This window comes from Rhizobacter sp. P3_C12, from assembly GCF_056402735.1.
Genome location: NZ_JBFUGW010000003.1, coordinates 34419 through 51179 on the forward strand (window position 1 = coordinate 34419; position 16761 = coordinate 51179).

The 16761-nt window shown below is 69.2% G+C and carries 20 protein-coding genes; 9 read left to right on the plus strand and 11 right to left on the minus strand.

Annotation, left to right across the window (positions count from 1 at the left end):
* Nucleotides 1-10: 10 nt before the first annotated feature.
* From AC1DXV_RS01175 to AC1DXV_RS01185, 3 genes are all read left to right on the plus strand, one after another.
* Nucleotides 11-874 carry an isocitrate lyase/PEP mutase family protein gene (locus tag AC1DXV_RS01175; RefSeq protein ID WP_477864127.1) on the plus strand — a complete coding sequence of 288 codons (864 nt, stop codon included), beginning with the start codon at nt 11-13 and terminating at the stop codon, nt 872-874.
* 222 nt (nt 875-1096) lie between these two features.
* Nucleotides 1097-1768: a response regulator transcription factor gene (locus AC1DXV_RS01180; RefSeq protein WP_477932151.1), complete on the plus strand. Its 672-nt coding sequence runs from the start codon at nt 1097-1099 to the stop codon at nt 1766-1768.
* Nucleotides 1769-1834: 66 nt separating this feature from the next.
* A complete protein-coding gene (locus AC1DXV_RS01185) occupies nt 1835-2113 on the plus strand; it encodes a DUF3297 family protein (RefSeq protein WP_477873595.1) in 279 nt (92 codons plus the stop codon).
* Here the strand turns inward: AC1DXV_RS01185 and AC1DXV_RS01190 are convergent, their stop codons facing one another.
* A complete protein-coding gene (locus AC1DXV_RS01190) occupies nt 2114-2287 on the minus strand; it encodes a hypothetical protein (RefSeq protein ID WP_047509380.1) in 174 nt (57 codons plus the stop codon).
* 125 nt (nt 2288-2412) lie between these two features.
* A complete protein-coding gene (locus AC1DXV_RS01195; protein WP_477873594.1) occupies nt 2413-3120 on the minus strand; it encodes a glutathione binding-like protein in 708 nt (235 codons plus the stop codon).
* Nucleotides 3121-3285: 165 nt separating this feature from the next.
* On the opposite strand from AC1DXV_RS01195, the gene AC1DXV_RS01200 reads away from it, so the two are divergent.
* Nucleotides 3286-4656, plus strand: a complete 1371-nt coding sequence (locus AC1DXV_RS01200) for a glycerophosphodiester phosphodiesterase family protein (RefSeq protein ID WP_477867747.1) — start codon at nt 3286-3288, stop codon at nt 4654-4656.
* A gap of 9 nt (nt 4657-4665) precedes the next feature.
* On the opposite strand, the gene AC1DXV_RS01205 is transcribed toward AC1DXV_RS01200, so the two are convergent.
* Entirely contained in the window at nt 4666-5376 is a 711-nt protein-coding gene (locus AC1DXV_RS01205) for a nucleotidyl transferase AbiEii/AbiGii toxin family protein (protein WP_477867740.1), read from the minus strand.
* The gene (locus AC1DXV_RS01210; RefSeq protein ID WP_477867742.1) at nt 5369-5842 is read right to left on the minus strand and encodes a helix-turn-helix domain-containing protein; all 474 of its coding nucleotides are present in this window, start codon (nt 5840-5842) and stop codon (nt 5369-5371) included. Before AC1DXV_RS01210 ends, AC1DXV_RS01205 begins: the two co-directional genes overlap by 8 nt.
* Nucleotides 5843-5974: 132 nt before the next feature.
* On the opposite strand from AC1DXV_RS01210, the gene AC1DXV_RS01215 reads away from it, so the two are divergent.
* From AC1DXV_RS01215 to AC1DXV_RS01230, 4 genes are all read left to right on the plus strand, one after another.
* The gene (locus AC1DXV_RS01215; protein ID WP_477867744.1) at nt 5975-8143 is read left to right on the plus strand and encodes a metallophosphoesterase; all 2169 of its coding nucleotides are present in this window, start codon (nt 5975-5977) and stop codon (nt 8141-8143) included.
* A 54-nt stretch (nt 8144-8197) separates the two neighbouring features.
* On the plus strand, nt 8198-8500 hold the full coding sequence (locus tag AC1DXV_RS01220) for a DUF1330 domain-containing protein (RefSeq protein WP_477867745.1): 303 nt from the start codon (nt 8198-8200) through the stop codon (nt 8498-8500).
* Between the two features lie 87 nt (nt 8501-8587).
* Complete coding sequence (locus AC1DXV_RS01225; RefSeq protein ID WP_477932153.1) at nt 8588-11341, plus strand: putative bifunctional diguanylate cyclase/phosphodiesterase; 2754 nt, start codon at nt 8588-8590, stop codon at nt 11339-11341.
* 20 nt (nt 11342-11361) lie between these two features.
* Nucleotides 11362-11697, plus strand: coding sequence for a hypothetical protein (locus tag AC1DXV_RS01230; protein ID WP_477932155.1), 336 nt, complete (start codon nt 11362-11364; stop codon nt 11695-11697).
* Nucleotides 11698-11701: 4 nt separating this feature from the next.
* On the opposite strand, the gene AC1DXV_RS01235 is transcribed toward AC1DXV_RS01230, so the two are convergent.
* Nucleotides 11702-12229, minus strand: a complete 528-nt coding sequence (locus AC1DXV_RS01235; protein WP_477932157.1) for a GNAT family N-acetyltransferase — start codon at nt 12227-12229, stop codon at nt 11702-11704.
* Between the two features lies 1 nt (nt 12230).
* Complete coding sequence (locus AC1DXV_RS01240; RefSeq protein WP_477872368.1) at nt 12231-12821, minus strand: helix-turn-helix domain-containing protein; 591 nt, start codon at nt 12819-12821, stop codon at nt 12231-12233.
* An 87-nt stretch (nt 12822-12908) separates the two neighbouring features.
* On the opposite strand from AC1DXV_RS01240, the gene AC1DXV_RS01245 reads away from it, so the two are divergent.
* The gene (locus AC1DXV_RS01245) at nt 12909-13358 is read left to right on the plus strand and encodes a hypothetical protein (RefSeq protein ID WP_477932159.1); all 450 of its coding nucleotides are present in this window, start codon (nt 12909-12911) and stop codon (nt 13356-13358) included.
* Here the strand turns inward: AC1DXV_RS01245 and AC1DXV_RS01250 are convergent.
* The 5 genes from AC1DXV_RS01250 to AC1DXV_RS01270 all read right to left on the minus strand — a co-directional run bounded on the left by AC1DXV_RS01250 (nt 13339) and on the right by AC1DXV_RS01270 (nt 16662).
* The gene (locus AC1DXV_RS01250) at nt 13339-14058 is read right to left on the minus strand and encodes an LrgB family protein (RefSeq protein WP_477872364.1); all 720 of its coding nucleotides are present in this window, start codon (nt 14056-14058) and stop codon (nt 13339-13341) included. The two genes, AC1DXV_RS01245 and AC1DXV_RS01250, sit on opposite strands and share 20 nt — an antisense overlap.
* A complete protein-coding gene (locus AC1DXV_RS01255) occupies nt 14051-14419 on the minus strand; it encodes a CidA/LrgA family protein (protein WP_477932161.1) in 369 nt (122 codons plus the stop codon). Before AC1DXV_RS01255 ends, AC1DXV_RS01250 begins: the two co-directional genes overlap by 8 nt.
* Nucleotides 14416-15993, minus strand: a complete 1578-nt coding sequence (locus AC1DXV_RS01260) for a DHA2 family efflux MFS transporter permease subunit (protein ID WP_477932163.1) — start codon at nt 15991-15993, stop codon at nt 14416-14418. Before AC1DXV_RS01260 ends, AC1DXV_RS01255 begins: the two co-directional genes overlap by 4 nt.
* A 73-nt stretch (nt 15994-16066) precedes the next feature.
* A complete protein-coding gene (vapC, locus tag AC1DXV_RS01265) occupies nt 16067-16471 on the minus strand; it encodes a type II toxin-antitoxin system VapC family toxin (protein ID WP_477871968.1) in 405 nt (134 codons plus the stop codon).
* The gene (locus tag AC1DXV_RS01270) at nt 16468-16662 is read right to left on the minus strand and encodes a type II toxin-antitoxin system VapB family antitoxin (RefSeq protein WP_477871966.1); all 195 of its coding nucleotides are present in this window, start codon (nt 16660-16662) and stop codon (nt 16468-16470) included. The genes vapC and AC1DXV_RS01270 overlap by 4 nt, the downstream gene beginning before the upstream one ends.
* Nucleotides 16663-16761: the final 99 nt, after the last annotated feature.

Here is a 16761-nt window from a genome sequence, read left to right on the forward strand (position 1 = left end):
GAGCAAGCCCATGTCGACCCGTCAAACCCTCAAGGCCCTCGCCGCCGCCCGCCGCGGCGTGATCGTTCCCGGCGCGTTCAACGCGATGTCCGCCAAGGTCATCGCCGACGCCGGCTTCGAGGCGATCTACGTCACCGGTGCCGGCGTCACCAACATGTGGTTCGGCATGCCCGACCAGGGCTTCATGGGCCTGGCCGAGATCGCCGACCACACCGCACGCATCCGCGATGCGGTGGAACTGCCGCTGATCGTCGATGCCGACACCGGCTTCGGCAACGCGCTGAACGTGTACCACACGGTGCGCGTGCTGGAGCGTGCGGGGGCCGACTGCATCCAGCTCGAGGACCAGGTCGCGCCCAAGCGCTGCGGCCACTTCGCCGGCAAGGACGTGATCCCGCTCGACGAGGCGCTGGGCAAGATCAAGGCCGCCGTCGACGCGCGGCGCGACCCGGACCTGCTGATCATGGCGCGCACCGATGCCGCGGCCACGCAGGGTTTCGACGCGGCGGTCGAGCGCGCGCAGCGCTTCGCCGAAGCGGGCGCCGACATCCTGTTCGTCGAGGCGGTGACGACAGCCGACGAGGTGCGCGCGCTGCCGCGCCGCCTGGCGGCACCGCAGCTGGTCAACATGGTGATCGGCGGCAAGACGCCGATCGTCGGTGCCGACGAGTTGAAGGGCCTGGGCTACGGCTTCGTGCTGTATGCCAATGCCGCGCTGCAGGGCGCCGTGGCCGGCATGCAGCGCGTGCTGGGGGTGCTGCAGCAGGCCGGCCGCGTCGACGAGGATCCGGCGCTGGTCGTGCCGTTCGCGGAGCGGCAGCGGTTGGTCGACAAGCCGCGCTGGGATGAACTGGAGCAGCGCTACGCGCCGTAGCGGCTCCGTCATGAATCGGTCAATTTTTGGCCGACATCCAAGCTGACTGTCGCGCAGGTGACGCGATTGGTCAGATGTCGGCGAAGATTTTCGTGATCCTGATAACGGTTCCAGCGTAATCAGTGCGTCCGGAGGCGGGCACGCAACCTGCGCTGCAGTCAGATGCGCCGCCGGCGTGTCGACGCCGAACTCACGGACCTCCCCGAAAAGCCGAACTGACCTATGAGGATTGCCGCACTGTGGGCCCAACGCGCGGAGAGCCTGCGCGCGACGGATGCCTTCGCCTCCCGCGCCATCGATGTCGAACAGTTCAGCGACACCGAATCGCTGCTGCAGGCGTGGCGGGACACGGAGTTCGACGCGATCCTGGTGCAGGCCGACACCGCGCTGAGCCGCGACTGGTTCGACGTGCTGCGCACCCGCGCCGCATCGCGCGCGCCAATCGTCGCGGTCGGTGCCGGTGACACCTACTCCATCGCCCAGGCGCTGATGCGTGGCGCCGACGACTACGCCACCGAGGCCGAAGGCGCGACCGGCCTGGTGCAGCGCGTGCTGGCCCGCGTGCGGGCGCTGGCCTCGCCGGCACCCGAGCTGCGGGCCGGGGCCTACTGGCTCGACACCGCGCAGTCGGTGCTGGCCTCGCCCGGCCAACGGGTGCGCCTGACGGCGCGCGAGTGCAGCCTGGCGCAGGTGCTGTTCGAGCACCACGGCCGGCTCACGACGACGGAGATGCTGTCGGCCGCGCTGTTCGGCAACACCGATGCCGTCAACAAGCGATCCATCGAGCAGCACCTGTACAAGCTGAGGCAGAAATGCGTGCTCGTCTCGAGGCAGCAGGGCACGCCGCTGCACATCGAATCGATCTACGCGACGGGCTACCGGCTGCGGGCCTGATCCGAGGATGCGGCCGGTGCCGCAGAATGGCGGCTTTTCTCCATTCCCCGATCAGGAACCCTGTCCATGTCCGAGGTCAACGCCACGCCCACCCCCGTTCCCGCCGAACGACCTGCCTTGCCCGACCGCCTGTCGGTCGATCCGCGCAGCCCGTTCCATGTCGCCGCGATCTTCGAGCACGAGATCGGCATCCGCTTCAACGGCAAGGAGCGCGGCGATGTCGAGGAATACTGCATCAGCGAAGGCTGGATCCGCGTGCCTGCCGGCCGCTCGGTCGACCGCAAGGGCCAGCCGCTGCTGATCAAGCTGAAGGGCCAGGTCGAGTCGTTCTACCGCGAGGGCTGATCAGCTCGACGGATCCTTCGTGCGGGTGCGCGACACCGCCATCATGATGCCGATGCCCAGCACGATCAGGCAGGCGATGCCGACGTACACCGGTGCGAGCCCGGCCGTCACGAGGCCCCAGGCGACGCCGCCGACCAGCAGCACGAGGCCGACCATATAGAGCGCAAATGACATGGTGATGCTCCTTGCGGGCACGGGCGGCCCGGACCCGGCCACTCTAGTCACCGGCGCGCGCGCTGCCGATCGGAAGAGGGCGCCGCTGCGCGTAGTCCCCTTCCTACCGGATCAGGCCCGCTGTTTCACGCGGGTCGCTTCGGAATCGCCAGCCCGCGCTGTACGGCCGGCCGCGCCTTGAACGCCGCCAGCACGCGCGTGACGTTCGGGAAATCGGCCATGCCGACCAGCTCGCCCGCCTCGTAGAAGCCGAACAGGTTGTTGATCCACGGGAAGATCGCGATGTCGGCGATCGAGTACGCGTCGCCCAGGATCCAGTCGCGGCCCTCCAGGCGCTCGTCGACGACCTTCAGCAGCCGCTTCGATTCGGCCACGTAGCGGTCGCGCGGGCGCTTGTCCTCGTACTCGCGGCCGGCGAACTTGTGGAAGAAGCCGAGCTGGCCGAACATCGGGCCGATGCCGCCCATCTGGAACATCACCCACTGCAGCGTCTCGAAGCGGCCGGCGGTGTCGGCGGGCATCAGCTGCCCGGTCTTGCTCGCCAGGTAGACGAGGATCGCGCCCGATTCGAACAGCGCGAACGGCTTGCCGTCCGGGCCGTTCGGGTCCAGGATCGCCGGGATCTTGTTGTTCGGGTTCAGCGACAGGAACTCGGGCGACAGCTGGTCGTTGGTGTCGAAGCGCACCAGGTGCGGCTCGTACGGCAGCCCGGTCTCCTCCAGCATGATCGACACCTTCACGCCATTGGGCGTCGGCAGCGAGTAGAGCTGCAGCAGCTCGGGGTGCTGCGCGGGCCACTTGGTGGTGATCGGGAAGGCGGACAGGTCGGACATGGCGGGTGGGTTCGCAGTGGGCGGATGAGGGGGAGCGGGAGATTCTGCCCCGGTCCGGCTTTTCTTGCGGCGGTAGGTGAACTATGGTCGGTCACAGCGCTGTCACCCGGCCCGTCGAACATCGGCGGCTCATCGTTCTGAAGACTCTTCACGAAGAAAGACGCCATGCATCACACCGCTGTTCGACCCACCCGTGCCCGCCTCCTCGCCCTGACGCTGCTGGCCGGCGCCGCGCTGACTGCCTGCGGCGGCAGCGACGACGATCCCGCCCCGTTCGCGACGCTGGATGGCAAGGCCCCGCTGGTGATCGGCCACCGCGGCCTGCCGGGCCTGCACCCGGAGGAGACGCAGGCCGCCTACGAAGGCGCGGCCGATGCCGGCGCCGATTCGCTGGAGGAAGACCTGCACCTCAGCAAGGACTGCGTGCTGGTCGCGCGCCACAACCCCTGGCTGAGCGACAACACCACCGTGGCGACGGTCGCCCTCACGGTGCCCGAGGTGGCTGCCCGCAAGCGCACGGTGGCCGGGCGCCCGGTCAACGTGACGTACACGGTGGCCAACGCCAGCGAGCCGAAGCAGTACCTGACCGACCTGACCGACCCGGCCGACCCGAAATCGGTGCTGAAGTCGCTGATCGTCGACGGCGAGGACCACACCAACGACTGGTCGATCACCGACTTCACGGTCGCCGAGCTGAAGCAGTGGATCAAGGGCACCACCTACGACGCCCGCGCCGACCGCCCGACCGCCGAGAACGGCACGCAGCCGGTGCTGACGATGCAGGAGGTGCTGGCCATCGCGAAGGCGAAGAGCGCATCGACCGGCCGCACGCTGACGGTGTACCCGGAGGTCAAGAACCCGTACTGGAACAACCAGCAGGCGATCGCCAACGGCTGCGACACCGCGAAGACCGGCCACCCGTTCGAGGATGCGGTGCTGAAGTTCGTCGTCGACAACAACCTGAACGACCCGGCCGCACCGATCTTCGTGCAGAGCTTCGATCCGGCCAGCCTGAAGTACCTGAAGAGCATCGGCCTGAAGGCACGCAAGGTGCAGCTGATCGACGGCAACGACACGCACCTGGACACCGGCGTCGTCACCTACTCGACCTCCGACGTCTACACCTTCGTCGACGGCCGCCCGTACAGCTGGACGATCAACGGCGACGGACGCTACTTCGACGCGATGCTGACGCCCGCGGGCCTGGCCGAGATCAAGACCTACGCCGAAGGCATCGGCCCGTGGAAACCGCAGGTGATGGCCTGGAAGCAGGTGCCGTACGCCGGCGGCACGAAGATGGCCGACATCAACAGCGTGACGCCGACCTCGCTGATCGCCGATGCGCACAAGGCCGGGCTGGTGGTGCACAGCTACACCTTCCGCAATGAAAAGCAGTACCTGCCGGGGCTCTACAACGGCGATCCGATCGCGGAGTACCTGCCGTACTTCCGTGCCGGCATCGACGGCGTGTTCACCGACTTCGCCGGCACCGGCGTCGCGGCGCGTGCGGCGTACCTGAAGGAACTGGGGCGCTGATCCTGGCCCTCAGTGGCGCGGCGGTCGGGGCTGCAAGGCCTTCAACCGCTTGCGCAGCAGGGCCTCGGGAACGCGTTGCATGTCGAGGGCGCTCATGCAGCGCTCCAGCCACCGCTCGCGCGTGAGCGCGGCGTTCAGCGATTTCGCCAGCGCCTCCTGCACGCTGTCGCCGTAGGCGGTGGCTGCCTTCACCAGCGCACGGTTCAACAGCGCGCGCGGCGCGACCATCATCGCGAGGTCGATCAGGTCGCGGCTGTGCGTGTTGGTGTCGGCCCAGCGGTCCGTGTTGGCGAGTAGCTTGCCGGCGGCCATGTCCAGCGGTGTGAGCGTGGCGATGCCGGCGATGCGGTCCGACGGACCGGGGGATTCGAACTGGATGCGGCCCTCGAGCACGATCTCGAACTTGATGGCCACGCCGTCGACGCGCAGCTGCGTGCGCAGGCCGTACTGGTCGGCGCGCAGCGGACGCACCGGGTCGAGCAGATGGCCCGGTGCCGCCAGCGCGCCGATGCCATCGGGGCCGCCGGTCAGCTGGCGCAGCGCGCGGTAGCCGTCGATGCCCGAGACCAGGAAGTCGACGTCGATCGATTCGCGGTACTCGCCATAGCGCAGCGCCATGGCCGTGCCGCCGCCGAAATAGCAGCCCTTGTCGTGCAGCAGCGGCGCGTTCAGCGAGCGCAGCAGCTGCTCGATGCGGCGGTGGTGCTCGCGTTCAAACAAGCAGGCGCCCTCCGCCGAGCGTGTGCGTCAAGCGCTCGATCAGCTCGCGCTCTTGCGGCCCGAGCGCACTCTGGTCGACGTGGCGCCAGTTGCGCTCGTACAGGTCGAGCGCTTCCTGCGGTGTGAGCCGGTCGATGCCATGCAGCTGCCAGGCCAGCGCGGCCAGTTGCGGGAAGTCGGACAGGCTCAGGGTTTCGGGCAGTACGCTCGCAGGCTTGTCGACGCTGCGTGGATCGACCATGTCGAGCCGCAGCCCCAGCGCCGTCACGGCATTCATCCACGCACCGATCGACACCGAGGCCTCGCCTTGCTCGATGCGGTGCAGCGTGACGCGCGACATGCCCGCGGCCTCGGCGGTGGTCGTGGCGCTGATGCGCAATTGCTTGCGCTGGGCGCGGATCCGCTGACCGAGCTCGGCCAGCGCGGTGCTGCTGGCATCCCGGAGTGGGGGTGAGTTGGCGGGCATAGTGTTTCTCATTTTAGTCATTCGTGGATAAATGTCCAGAATGAGAAACACTTTAAATGGACATCCAGCGTCACGCTCACGTCACCATCCGACATCACCATCGGCAGCTTCGCAACCGATGAGCTGTTCCCCATGACGCATTCCCTGCGCCACACCCTGATTCCTTCGGCGTTCGTGGCCATCGCCGTCCTCGCTGCCGTCACGGCTTGCGGCGGTGACAGCGGCGGCAGCAGCGCTCCCGCGCCGGCCCCGCCGGCGGCGTTCTCGCCGTCGGTCGCATTGATGACCGACGTGCACTTCGAGGACGTCTACGGCGACTTCAAGAGCAGCAGCTTCAGCGGCATCCCGAGCACGGGTGGCAAGAACGCGACGATCCGCACGATGTACGCGCAGCTCACGTCGACGCGCCTGTTCAACGAGAACTACTTCGCCTTCCGCGCCGCGCTCGACGATGCCTTCGCGAAGGGCATCAAGTACGTCGCGCTGCCCGGTGACTACACCGACGATGCGCAGCCTGTGAACGTCGACGGCATCGCCGCGATCCTGCAGGAGTACCGCGCGAAGGGCATGCGCTTCTTCATCGCGCCGGGCAACCACGATCCCAACGAACCGTTCGACGACGACGAGGCCGGCAAGAACGACTTCCTGACGAAGGACGGCAAGGAGCAGAAGGTGTTCGCCACCGGCAACGCCGCCTGCAAGGCCGCCGACCCGACGGTGGTCTGCACCGACCAGCTGAAGGAGCTGGGCTACGAGAACATCATCGCCCGCCTCGGCGACTTCGGCTTCATGCCGACCTCGACCGACGTGCTGTGGGAAACGCCGTTCAGCCAGTACACCAGCTACAACTACACCGATGCGAAGACGCAGTCGGCGCTGTCGAACCGCCAGTTCGAGATCTGCCTGGAAGGTGAAGGCGGTGCCTACAAGGCGGCCGGCGAAGCGGCGCTCGGCAAGGCCTACACCAAGTGCGGCAGCCTGGTCGACGCGAGCTACCTGGTCGAGCCGACCCCGGGCCTGTGGCTGCTGTCGATCGACGCCAACGTCTATATCCCGAACGCCAGGTTCGATGCCGCCAACCCGAAGAGCTTCAAGGGCTACGACGGCGCCGGCAACGCAGGCTGGAACAAGGTGCTGACGCACAAGAAGCACCTGATCGAGTGGATCAAGAACGTGAGCACGCGCGCGAAGGCCGAGGGCAAGCAGCTGATCGCGTTCTCGCACTACCCGACGATGGACTTCTACGCGAACCAGACCGACGCGATGAAGGCGGTGTTCAAGCCCGGCGCGTTCCAGACCGCACGCGTGCCGGAAACGGCGACCACCGCGGCCCTCGCTGCCACCGGGCTGCAGCTGCACGTCGGAGGCCACATGCACTTCAACGGCAGCAACGAGTACACCGACGCCACCGGCCGCTACCTGGCCAACGTGCAGTCGCCGTCGCTCGCGGTGTACGGCGCGGCCTACAAGATCGTCACCTACAAGAGCGCCGATGTGGCCGACGTGCAGACGGTGGCGTTGAACGATGTGCCGCGCTTCAAGGAGCTGTTCCCGCACTACCAGGTGGAGTACGACCACCTGCAGGCGAGCACCGTGCCGGCCGACATCGCCAAGCGCTGGAACCACGGCGTGCTCGACACCAGGAGCTACGGCGAGTTCACCCGCTACTACTTCGGCGAGCTGTCGCGCCTGCGCTTCATGGACGAGTACTGGCCGTGCGAGATGAAGGAAGCGGCGATGGGCCTGACGCTGCAGCAGATGCTGGTGCTGTCGCAGCTGGACACGGCCGTCACGCTGGCGCAGCTGAAGGATGCACCGAACATCGTGCCGCTGAGCGCCGCCTGCGCTGCCGCCGGCACGCCGCCGGCCAGCCCGGTGGCCGCGCCGGCCACGCAGCTGGGCGCCGACTGGGCCACCGCCACCACCAAGGCGCGTGCGCTGGCCACCGCTGCGGGGCTGGACTTCGACGCGCTGGCCGCCGTCACGCCCTACGAGTTCTACGGCGACTTCCACCGCACGGTGTACGCCGGCGAGCTGGCGCTGCGCGACATGGGCGAGCTGCGCGTGAAGCAGTACAAGCTGCTGATGTCGGCGTTCCCGGCAGCGCCCGCGGCGATCGTCAAGGTCGGCGACAAGCCGTCGGACCAGAACGCGGTGCAGGTGGCCTTCCAGGCGCAGTTCAAGCAGGTCTTCGCGATCTTCAAGGGCCTGGGTTCGGGCAAGCCGAGCGGCCACTTCACGATCGACTTCAAGAACAAGAAGCTGGTCAACGCGGACGCCGCCGGGGTCAGCTTCAACTGACCGGGCGATTTGATGGCAAGCTCCGGGGTCCTTTCAAAGACTCCGGAGACTGCCATGCCCAAGGGCTACTGGATCGTGCGTGCCGACATCACCGATCCCGAGGTGTACAAGACCTACCAGGCGGCCAATGCCGCGCCGTTCAAGCGCTTCGGCGCGCGCTTCCTGGTGCGCGCCGGCGGCTTCGAGGTGGTCGAGGGCAGCAGCCGGGCGCGCCACGTCGTGCTGGAATTCCCGTCCTACGAGGCGGCACTCGCCTGCTGGAAGTCGGATGACTACCAGGCCGCGATCACGCTGCGCGAGAAGGTCTCGACGCTCGACATCGTCGTGATCGAGGGCTACGAAGGCCCGCAGCCCTGAGGCAACCGAGACTTTGCACACGGCTCGCGGCGTCAGCTTCGCGTCAGACCGTCTCAAGCCGCCCGTCGGCGGGGCCGATAAAGCCGTGTGGTCTCCTTCACCCGCCTCATCGCCCCCTGGCCGCGCCGCGCCGCTGCCGCGTGCCTGCTGTTGCTGGCAGGCGGCGCGCTGACGCTGGCCCGCCCGGCGCATGCCGGCACCATCGGCAGCGCCGTCTTCGCGATCGAGGCCCGCCACGGCAACGAACCCGGTGCCGTCATCGCCGAACTGCGCCCGATCGAGCCGCAGGCGCGCGCGAGCGGCGGTGACGACCTGCGCATCTTCCTGGCCGCCTGGGGCTATGCCCATGCCGCGATCGACAAGCCGGCCGTGGCCGAGGCCGCGATCGAGGAACTCACCGACATCGGCCAGCGCACGCAGGACGCCGCCGCGCTCGCGTCGGCCTACACGCTGAAGGCCTGCGTGCTGCAGTTCTCCGGCCAGGTGCGCGCGGCGTTCGGCTGGATCGAGAGCGCGGTGCCGCTGGCCGACAAGGTGAACAGCCCCGACCTCAGCTACTGGGTCGACATGACCGCCGGCGACCTGGCCACCTCGAACGGCCAGATCGACGAAGGCATCCGCCTGCTCGAAGCCGCGGCGCAGGCCGCACGCACCGGCCGCAACCCGCGCCGCGAGGCCCAGGCCTTCCAGGCGCTGGCGCCGCTGCGCATCGTCAAGGGCGACACCACCGCGGCGTTGGTCGAATCACGCCGGGTGCGCGAGCTCGCCAGCCGCGCCGGCGACGTCGCGCTGATCACCTCGGGCTGGATCATGGAGGCGCTGGCCGCCGAAGCCTCGCACCAGCCCGACCGTGCCGACCGCGCGCGCCAGCAGGCCGCGCTCACCGGCAGCGTGGTGCGGCCGGCGTCCGGCGTCAACTCGCAGATGGGCGGTGCCAGCTGGCTCAGCACCGAGCTCGACACGCTGCTGACGATGTCGACGCTGTACCTCGGCCACCGCGATTTCCCGTCTGCGCGCGAATTCGCACTGCGTGCGCAGCGCCTTGCCGACCAGCGGCAAGACCCGGGCACGGCCGCCCGCGCGATGGTCAACCAGGGCCTGGCCGAGCTCGGCGCCGGCCACATGCTGACCGGCCGGCAGCTCGCCGACCAGGGCCTGGCGATGCTCGCCAAGGCCGGGCGCAATGCCGAATACCTGATCCAGCTGAACCGCTATGCCGTGGCGCTGGAGCGCGCCGGGCAGGCCGTGCCGGCGCTCGACCGGCTGCGCGAGGCACTGCTGCTCGAGACCGAACTGGAGCGCCGCGATCGCCAGAGCACCGTCGTCGCGCTGCAGCGCGAATCGAGCTTCCAGCAGCGCCAGCGCCAGCTGGAGCAGCTGCAGCACGACAACGAGCTGCAGGCGGTCGAGATCTCGCGCCGCAAGAACGAGCGCGCGCTCGGCTTCCTGCTGGTGGCGGCGATGGYGATCGGCGTCATCGCGGCCTGGCGCCTGTACCTGCGCTCGCTCGACGCGAACCGCCGGCTGGCGCTGAACAACGAGGCCCTGGAGTTCGCGAGCACGCATGACAAGGTCACCGGCCTGCTGAACCGCCGCGCGATGGAGGCCGACATCGCCTCGCTCGGCGGCCAGCCGTACTGCGCCGTGACGCTGTCGGTCAAGCAGTTCGGCCTGATCGTCGGCAGCGTCGGCCACCAGCTCGGCGACACGCTGCTGTGCCAGATCGCGACCCGCCTGGACGACGCCGCGACCCGCGACGGCGGCCGCCTGTACCGCATCGACGGCGTGACTTTCGGCGCGATCTACCGCTTCGGCGGCGACGTACCGCGGCTGAATCGCGCGCTGGAGGCGCTGACCGAATCGATGGACATGCCGTTCGAGATCGGCCACCAGGACCTGATGGTGTCGATCGGCGTCGGTGCCTCGGAGTACCCGAAGGATGCGAGCAACCACGACGAGGTGGCGCGGCTGGCCGAACTGGCCAAGCTGCAGGCCCAGGCCGAGCCGGGCAACAGCCACGTGATCTACGACGCGCGCATCGGCGAAGGCCAGCGCGACAAGCTGCGCATGGAGTCGCGCATGAAGAAGGCGCTGGAATCCGGCGACTTCGAGGTGTTCTACCAGGGCCAGCGCGCGCTGCGCGGTGGCATCAAGGGCTTCGAGGCGCTGCTGCGCTGGCATGACGACGGCAAGATGGTGTCGCCGGCGCATTTCATCCCGCTGGCCGAGGAGACCGGGCTGATCGTGCGCATCGGCGCCTGGGTGCTGCGGCAGTCGTGCCTGCAGGCGAGGGCCTGGGCCGATGCGGGGCTGGGCGCGCCGGTGGTGGCGGTCAACATCTCGCCGCGCCAGTTCAACCACCCGGAGTTCATGACCACGGTGCGCGAGACGCTGGCCGAGACCGGGGTCGACCCGGCCCAGATCGAGCTCGAGATCACCGAAGGCAGCGTGATGGACGATGCCGAGGCGAGCGTCGCGCGCCTGCATGCGCTGCGCGCGCTCGGGCTGCAGCTCGCGATCGACGATTTCGGCACCGGCTACGCCAGCCTCTCGTACCTGCGCCGCTTCCCGTTGAACCGGCTGAAGATCGACCGCTCGTTCATCAGCCAGCTCGGCGCGAGCGAGCAGGACGACACCATCGTGCGCACGGTGATCGAGCTGGCGCACAGCCTGGGGTTGTCGGTCACGGCCGAAGGGGTCGAGACGCCGGCGCAGCAGGGCCTGCTCGACGGCTGGGGCTGCGACATCGTGCAGGGCTTCCTGCATTCGCGGCCCGCGCCGGCGGCCACCGCGACCGCGTTGCTGATGAGCGACCGGCAGCCTGCGCTCGCCGCGGCCTGAGGGTTCACAATCGCGCGGTGATGAATCGATTTGTCGTGGCAGCGGCGGGCGTGTTCTTCGTCGGCAGCGCGGGAGCGCAGTCGGCCACGGCCGAGTTGCGCCCCGAGCAGATCGCCCTGTACCGCCAGAAGCTCGAGGCCGGCTGCGTGACCGACGCGAAGGCTGGCGGGCTGACCGCGTCGAATGCCCAGGCCATGTGCGGCTGCTGGAGCAAGAGCCTCGCGCAGAGCGTGACCGAGGCGGAATGGCAGGCGGCGGCGTCGCATGCGCTGAAGCGCGACGAGGCGGCCGAGACGCAGGTGCTCGCGCCGCATGTGCGGCAGGCGGCGCGGCTGTGCGCCGCGGTCGGGCGCTGAGCGGTCAGGCTTCCAGCCGCCGGTAGAAATACGTCGTCGCGCACAGCCCGCCTTCGGGCATCAGCGCGTAGTCGGGGATCACGCCGACACGCTGCCAGCCCTCGCGCTCGTACAGCCGCTCGGCATCGGGGTTCGCGGTGTCGAGCACCAGCAGCGTCTTGCCGTGCTCGCGCGCCAGCGCCTCCGCCGCCCGCATCAGCGCCGCGCCGGTGCCCTGGCGGCGCGAGCGGCGGTGCACCAGCATCTTGCAGAGGTCGGCGCGGTGCGGCTGGTTGTCCGGCTGGTCGAGCACCAGCTGCACGGTGCCGACGATGCCTTGCGCGTCTTCCGCGACCAGCAGCGCGCGCTCGCCGCCGGCGACGCCCTCGGCCACGCGGCGCCAGAAGGCCTGCGCGCGCTCCGGGGCGAACGGCCGCATGAAGCCGACCGATGCGCCGCCTTCGACGCAGTCGATCAGCACCGCGGACAGCGCATCGATGTCGGCCGGTGTCAGGGTGGCGAGGCGTCGCACGGTCAGGTCGGGGGAGGGCATCTCATCTCCAGGGGGCGGTTTCGGTTGTGATCACGACGGCATAGCGGGCCGGCTTGCGCGTCGGGTTGTGGTAGCTCATCGGGCGGTCCAGCACCATCGCGAGGCAGTCGCCGGCGTTCAGGCGGTGCCGCTCGTCGCCGAGGGCGATCGCGATGCTGCCTTCGAGCACCCACACCTGCTGGTGCACGCGCGGCGTGCGCGCGGCCGTCTCGTAATTGACGCGCGCGCCGGCCGGGAAGGCCACCTCGACGATCTGGATCGGCGACGCGAAGCCGGGCGGCGAGACGTTGCGCCGCACATAGCCCGAGGCCGGGTCGCGCCACAGCAGCTGGTCGGCCAGGCGCGACACCGGCGCGGCGTCGGCACCGGGCGCCTCGAACAGCGACGCGAGCGGCACGCCGAGGCCGGTGGCCAGCTTCTCGAGCACGACGGCCGTCGGGCTGCTTTCGCCACGCTCGATCAGCGAGATCATCGAGCGGCTGACGCCGCAGTGCGTGGCCAGCTCGTCGAGCGACCGGCCGCGCGCGGCGCGCCGCTCGCGCACGTTCTGCGCGATGCGATCGGAGAGGGAGGAGGTCGTCTCGTCTTCCATTGGAATAATCATCCAGTATGTTGGATGATCCTGTCAAGGCCGCTGGGATGCATCGCAGGACTCGAGGCGTCGCCTACCATCCACGGCATGTCTCGCCGCAACCTCCATGGCATCAATTCGATCCTGATCGGCTTGCTGGCGCTGTGGCTGCTCGCCTGCGTCAAGCACCTGCAGATCTCCGTCGACATGCATGCCGGCTACTTGTTGGAGACGCTCGATCGCCTGGGGTGGCTCGCGCAGCCTTCTCGAGGCGACGCGCAGTTGAAGGACTGGGATCCGTTCTCGCTGAACGATGACACCGCGATCACCGTGGCGTTCGGGTTCGGCATCTACCTGGCGCTGGCGGCGATCGGCTCGGCGCTGTGGGCGCAACGGCGTGACGAGGACAACCTTTACCTGAGCGCCGGCTTCATGTGCGGTTCGTGCGCGCTCGTGTATGCGGACTACGCGTGGGGCATGGCGGCGATGTTCGCGGGTGCCGCTGCGATGCTGCTGCTGCGCTCCCGCACGCGTACCGTCAGCTCGCGACGAGCCTGAACACCAGCGGCATCAGCAAGGCCGCCAGCACCACCTGCAGCCCGAGCGCGATGCCGGCGTAGGCACCGGCCTCGTCGTTGACCTGCAGCGCGCGGGCCGCACCGATGCCGTGCGAGGTGGTGCCGAGCGCGAAGCCTCGCACCGCCCAGTCCGTGAACCCGAGCGCGTTGAAGAGCCAGCGTGCCGACAGCGCACCGGCCATGCCGGTCAGCACCGCGAACACCGCCGCCAGGGCCGGCACGCCGCCGATCTGCTCGGCGATGCCCATCGCCACCGGTGCGGTGACCGACTTCGGCGCCAGCGAGCGCACCACATCGGCGGGCATGCCGAACGCGAGGCCCATCGCGACCGCGCTGGCCGCGGCCGCGCTGCCGCCGGCCAGCGCTGCGATGACCAGCGCGACGCCGCGGCGCCGCATCTCGTGCCGCCGCAGCCACAGCGGCCAGCCGAGGGCGACCACCGCCGGCCCCAGCAGCACGTGCACGAACTGCGCGCCGGCGAAGTAGGTCGGGTAGGGCGTCTTCGTCGCGAGCAGCACGCAACCGATCACGACCACCGACCACAGCACCGGATTGGCCCACGCGGCGCGGCCGACGCGCTCGTGGCCGGCCTGCACCAGCACGTAGGTCACGAGCGTGGCCGTCAGCCCGAACAGCGGCGTGGTCGACAGGTAGACCCAGAGCTGCACGAAGTCAGCCATCGCGCGGCACTTGTGAATCCGGTGGCGACCGCAACAACGCACGCAGCACGAGGCCGGTGACCGCCATGCCGATCCAGGTCGACACGCACACCACGACCAGCAGCTGCCAGCCCCAGCGCGACACCAGGTCGAGGTGCGTGATCACGCCGACGCCGACCGGCACGAACAGCAGCGACAGGTGCGTCAGCAGCAGCTCGGCCGCGGCCTGCACCGGCGCACGCACGGCCGGCCAGCGCAGCWGGGCCAGCAGCAGCGCGAGGCCGATCACCGGACCGGGGATCGGCAACGCCAGCGCATGGGCGATGGCCTCGCCGGTGGCTTGCAGCAACAGCAGCCAGGCAAGGCCGCGCAATGCGTTCATCGCTGCTTCCCGCGGCCGATCATCCACGCGGCGCTCAATCCGCTGAGCAACGCGAGCGCCGCGCAGACGGCCATCACCTGCCGGAAGCCGCTCACGAAGGCAGTGCCGATGGCGTGTTGAAGGGCCGGCTTGAGCGCGGCGTCCAGGCCGTCGGGCAGCGCGATGCCGGCGAGCCGGTCCTGCTGATGACGGATCGCATCGGCCACGCCGGCCGGCAGCGACAGCGCCTGCAGCGACTCCGCGAGCTGCTGGTTGAAGCCGTGCGCCATCAGCACGCCGAAGCCGGCGATCGCCAGCAGGCCGGCCGCGCGCGACACCGCGTTGTTGACACCCGAGGCCACGCCGGCCGCTTCGGCACCGACCGCGTTCATCACCGTGGTCGTCAGCGGCGCGACCGTGATGGCCATGCCCAGGCCCAGCACGACGGTGGCCGGGAAGAAGCCCGTCCAGTAGCCGCTGCCGACGCCCGGCACCATGAACAGTGCGAAGCCGACGGCAGCCACCAGCGGGCCGACGATCAAGGGCAGGCGCGGCCCGGTGCGGTCGACGATGTGCCCCGCGGCCCGCGACAGCGCGAACATGATCGCGATGAACGGCAGCATCGCGGCACCGGCCGCTGCCGCACCGTAGCCCTGCACCTGGATCAGGTTGAGCGGCAGGAAGTACAGCCCGCCGCCGAGCGCGGCGTACAGCAGCAGGGTCAGCAGGTTGGCGCCGGCGAAATCGCCGATGCGGAACAGGCGCAGCGGCACCATCGGTGCGGCGCTGCGCGCCTCGACGCGCAGGAAGAGCGCGAGGCCGGCGATGCCGATCGCAAGCGCCGCGAGCACGTCGGCCGATCCCCAGCCGTGCAGCGGCGCCTGCACCAGTGCGAACACGATGCCGGCGAGGCCGAGCGTGACGAGCACGGCACCCGGCACGTCGATCGCCGTCGTGTCGGTGCTGTTGCGGCTTTCCGGCACGCGGGTGGCGCAGATCAGCAGCAGCGCGGCGCCGAGCGGCAGGTTGACGAGGAAGGCCCAGGTCCAGCGCCAGTGCTCGACCATCCAGCCGCCGAGCACCGGGCCGATGGCCGCGGCGACGCCGCTCAGCGCCGACCAGGTGCCGATCGCGCGCCCGCGCTCGGCCTGCGTGAAGTTGGCGCCGATCAGCGACAGGCTGCCCGGCACCAGCAGCGCCGCGCCGATGCCCTGCAGCGCGCGCGCCGCGATCAGCAGGTCGGCCGACGGCGACAGCGCGCAGGCCGCCGACGCGACGGTGAACAGCGCGACGCCGGCCATGAAGACGCGGCGCCGCCCGAGCCGGTCGCCGAGCGCGCCGCCGGCCAGCAGCAGCGACGCGAGGAACAGCGCATAGGCCTCGACGATCCACTGCAGCTGCGCCGCGCTGGCGTTCAACTCGCGCTGGATCGCGGGCAGCGCGACGTTGACGATGCTGCCGTCGATGAAGGCCATCCCCGAGCCGAGGATCGCGGCGGCGAGCGTCCAGCGCTGGCCGCTGGCCGGCGCGCCGGCGCAGGGCGCGCCATGCAGGATGGCGACCTTGTCGCAGGGGGTCTGGCCGGCAGGGTTCATGGTGGAGGGTTTGCGTTGATTCTGCCGGCTCAGAGAGATTCCGACGAAAGCAAGGCATTTGGCGCCGGCCAGATCACTCCACGGGAATCTCGACGACCTTGAGTCCGAGATGAGTCTCGAACGGATCGAAGTCGCGATCGGCGTGCAACAGGTGCATGCCATCCTCGATGCAGCGGGTTGCGATCAGCGTATCGATCGTCTTGCGGACCGTGACGCCGAGCGTACGGAGCTTCCGGAAGTTCTGGGCCGCCTGAATTGCGACATCGCGTCTGCAGATGTCGATCACGGTGAATGCCGCCAGTACTTTCCTGGCGGCCTTGAAATCAGCGTCTGTGCGGAATCCTTGCAGGACCTCGGCCAGCATCAGATCGCCGACTGCAATTTTCTCGCTGTTCAGTAGCGCATCGAGGGTCCGTGCTGCAGGTGTCGGCGCGCCGCGAAAGTAGTCGATCCAGACGCTGGAGTCGACGAGGATCACTTGTCGGTCCTCATCGCGTCGAGGTCACCCTCCCACTGGAGCTTCCCCCTGAATTGCCGCGCCTGCGCCTGGCGATTCAGCTGCAGCAGGGTCTGCAGCGCCAGCTCGACGACTTCGCGCTTCGTTTTCGCGCCGCTCACTCGCAGCGCGTCCCGCATGAGCTTGTCGTCGATCACGATGTTCGTACGCATGGTGTGTACCTCGGGACAGATTCGTACACATTCTATGCTCGGCGCGCAGAAGGTCCGGCTGCGCCTGACGCTCAGGGCGTCGCCGTGCGCGGCTGCAGC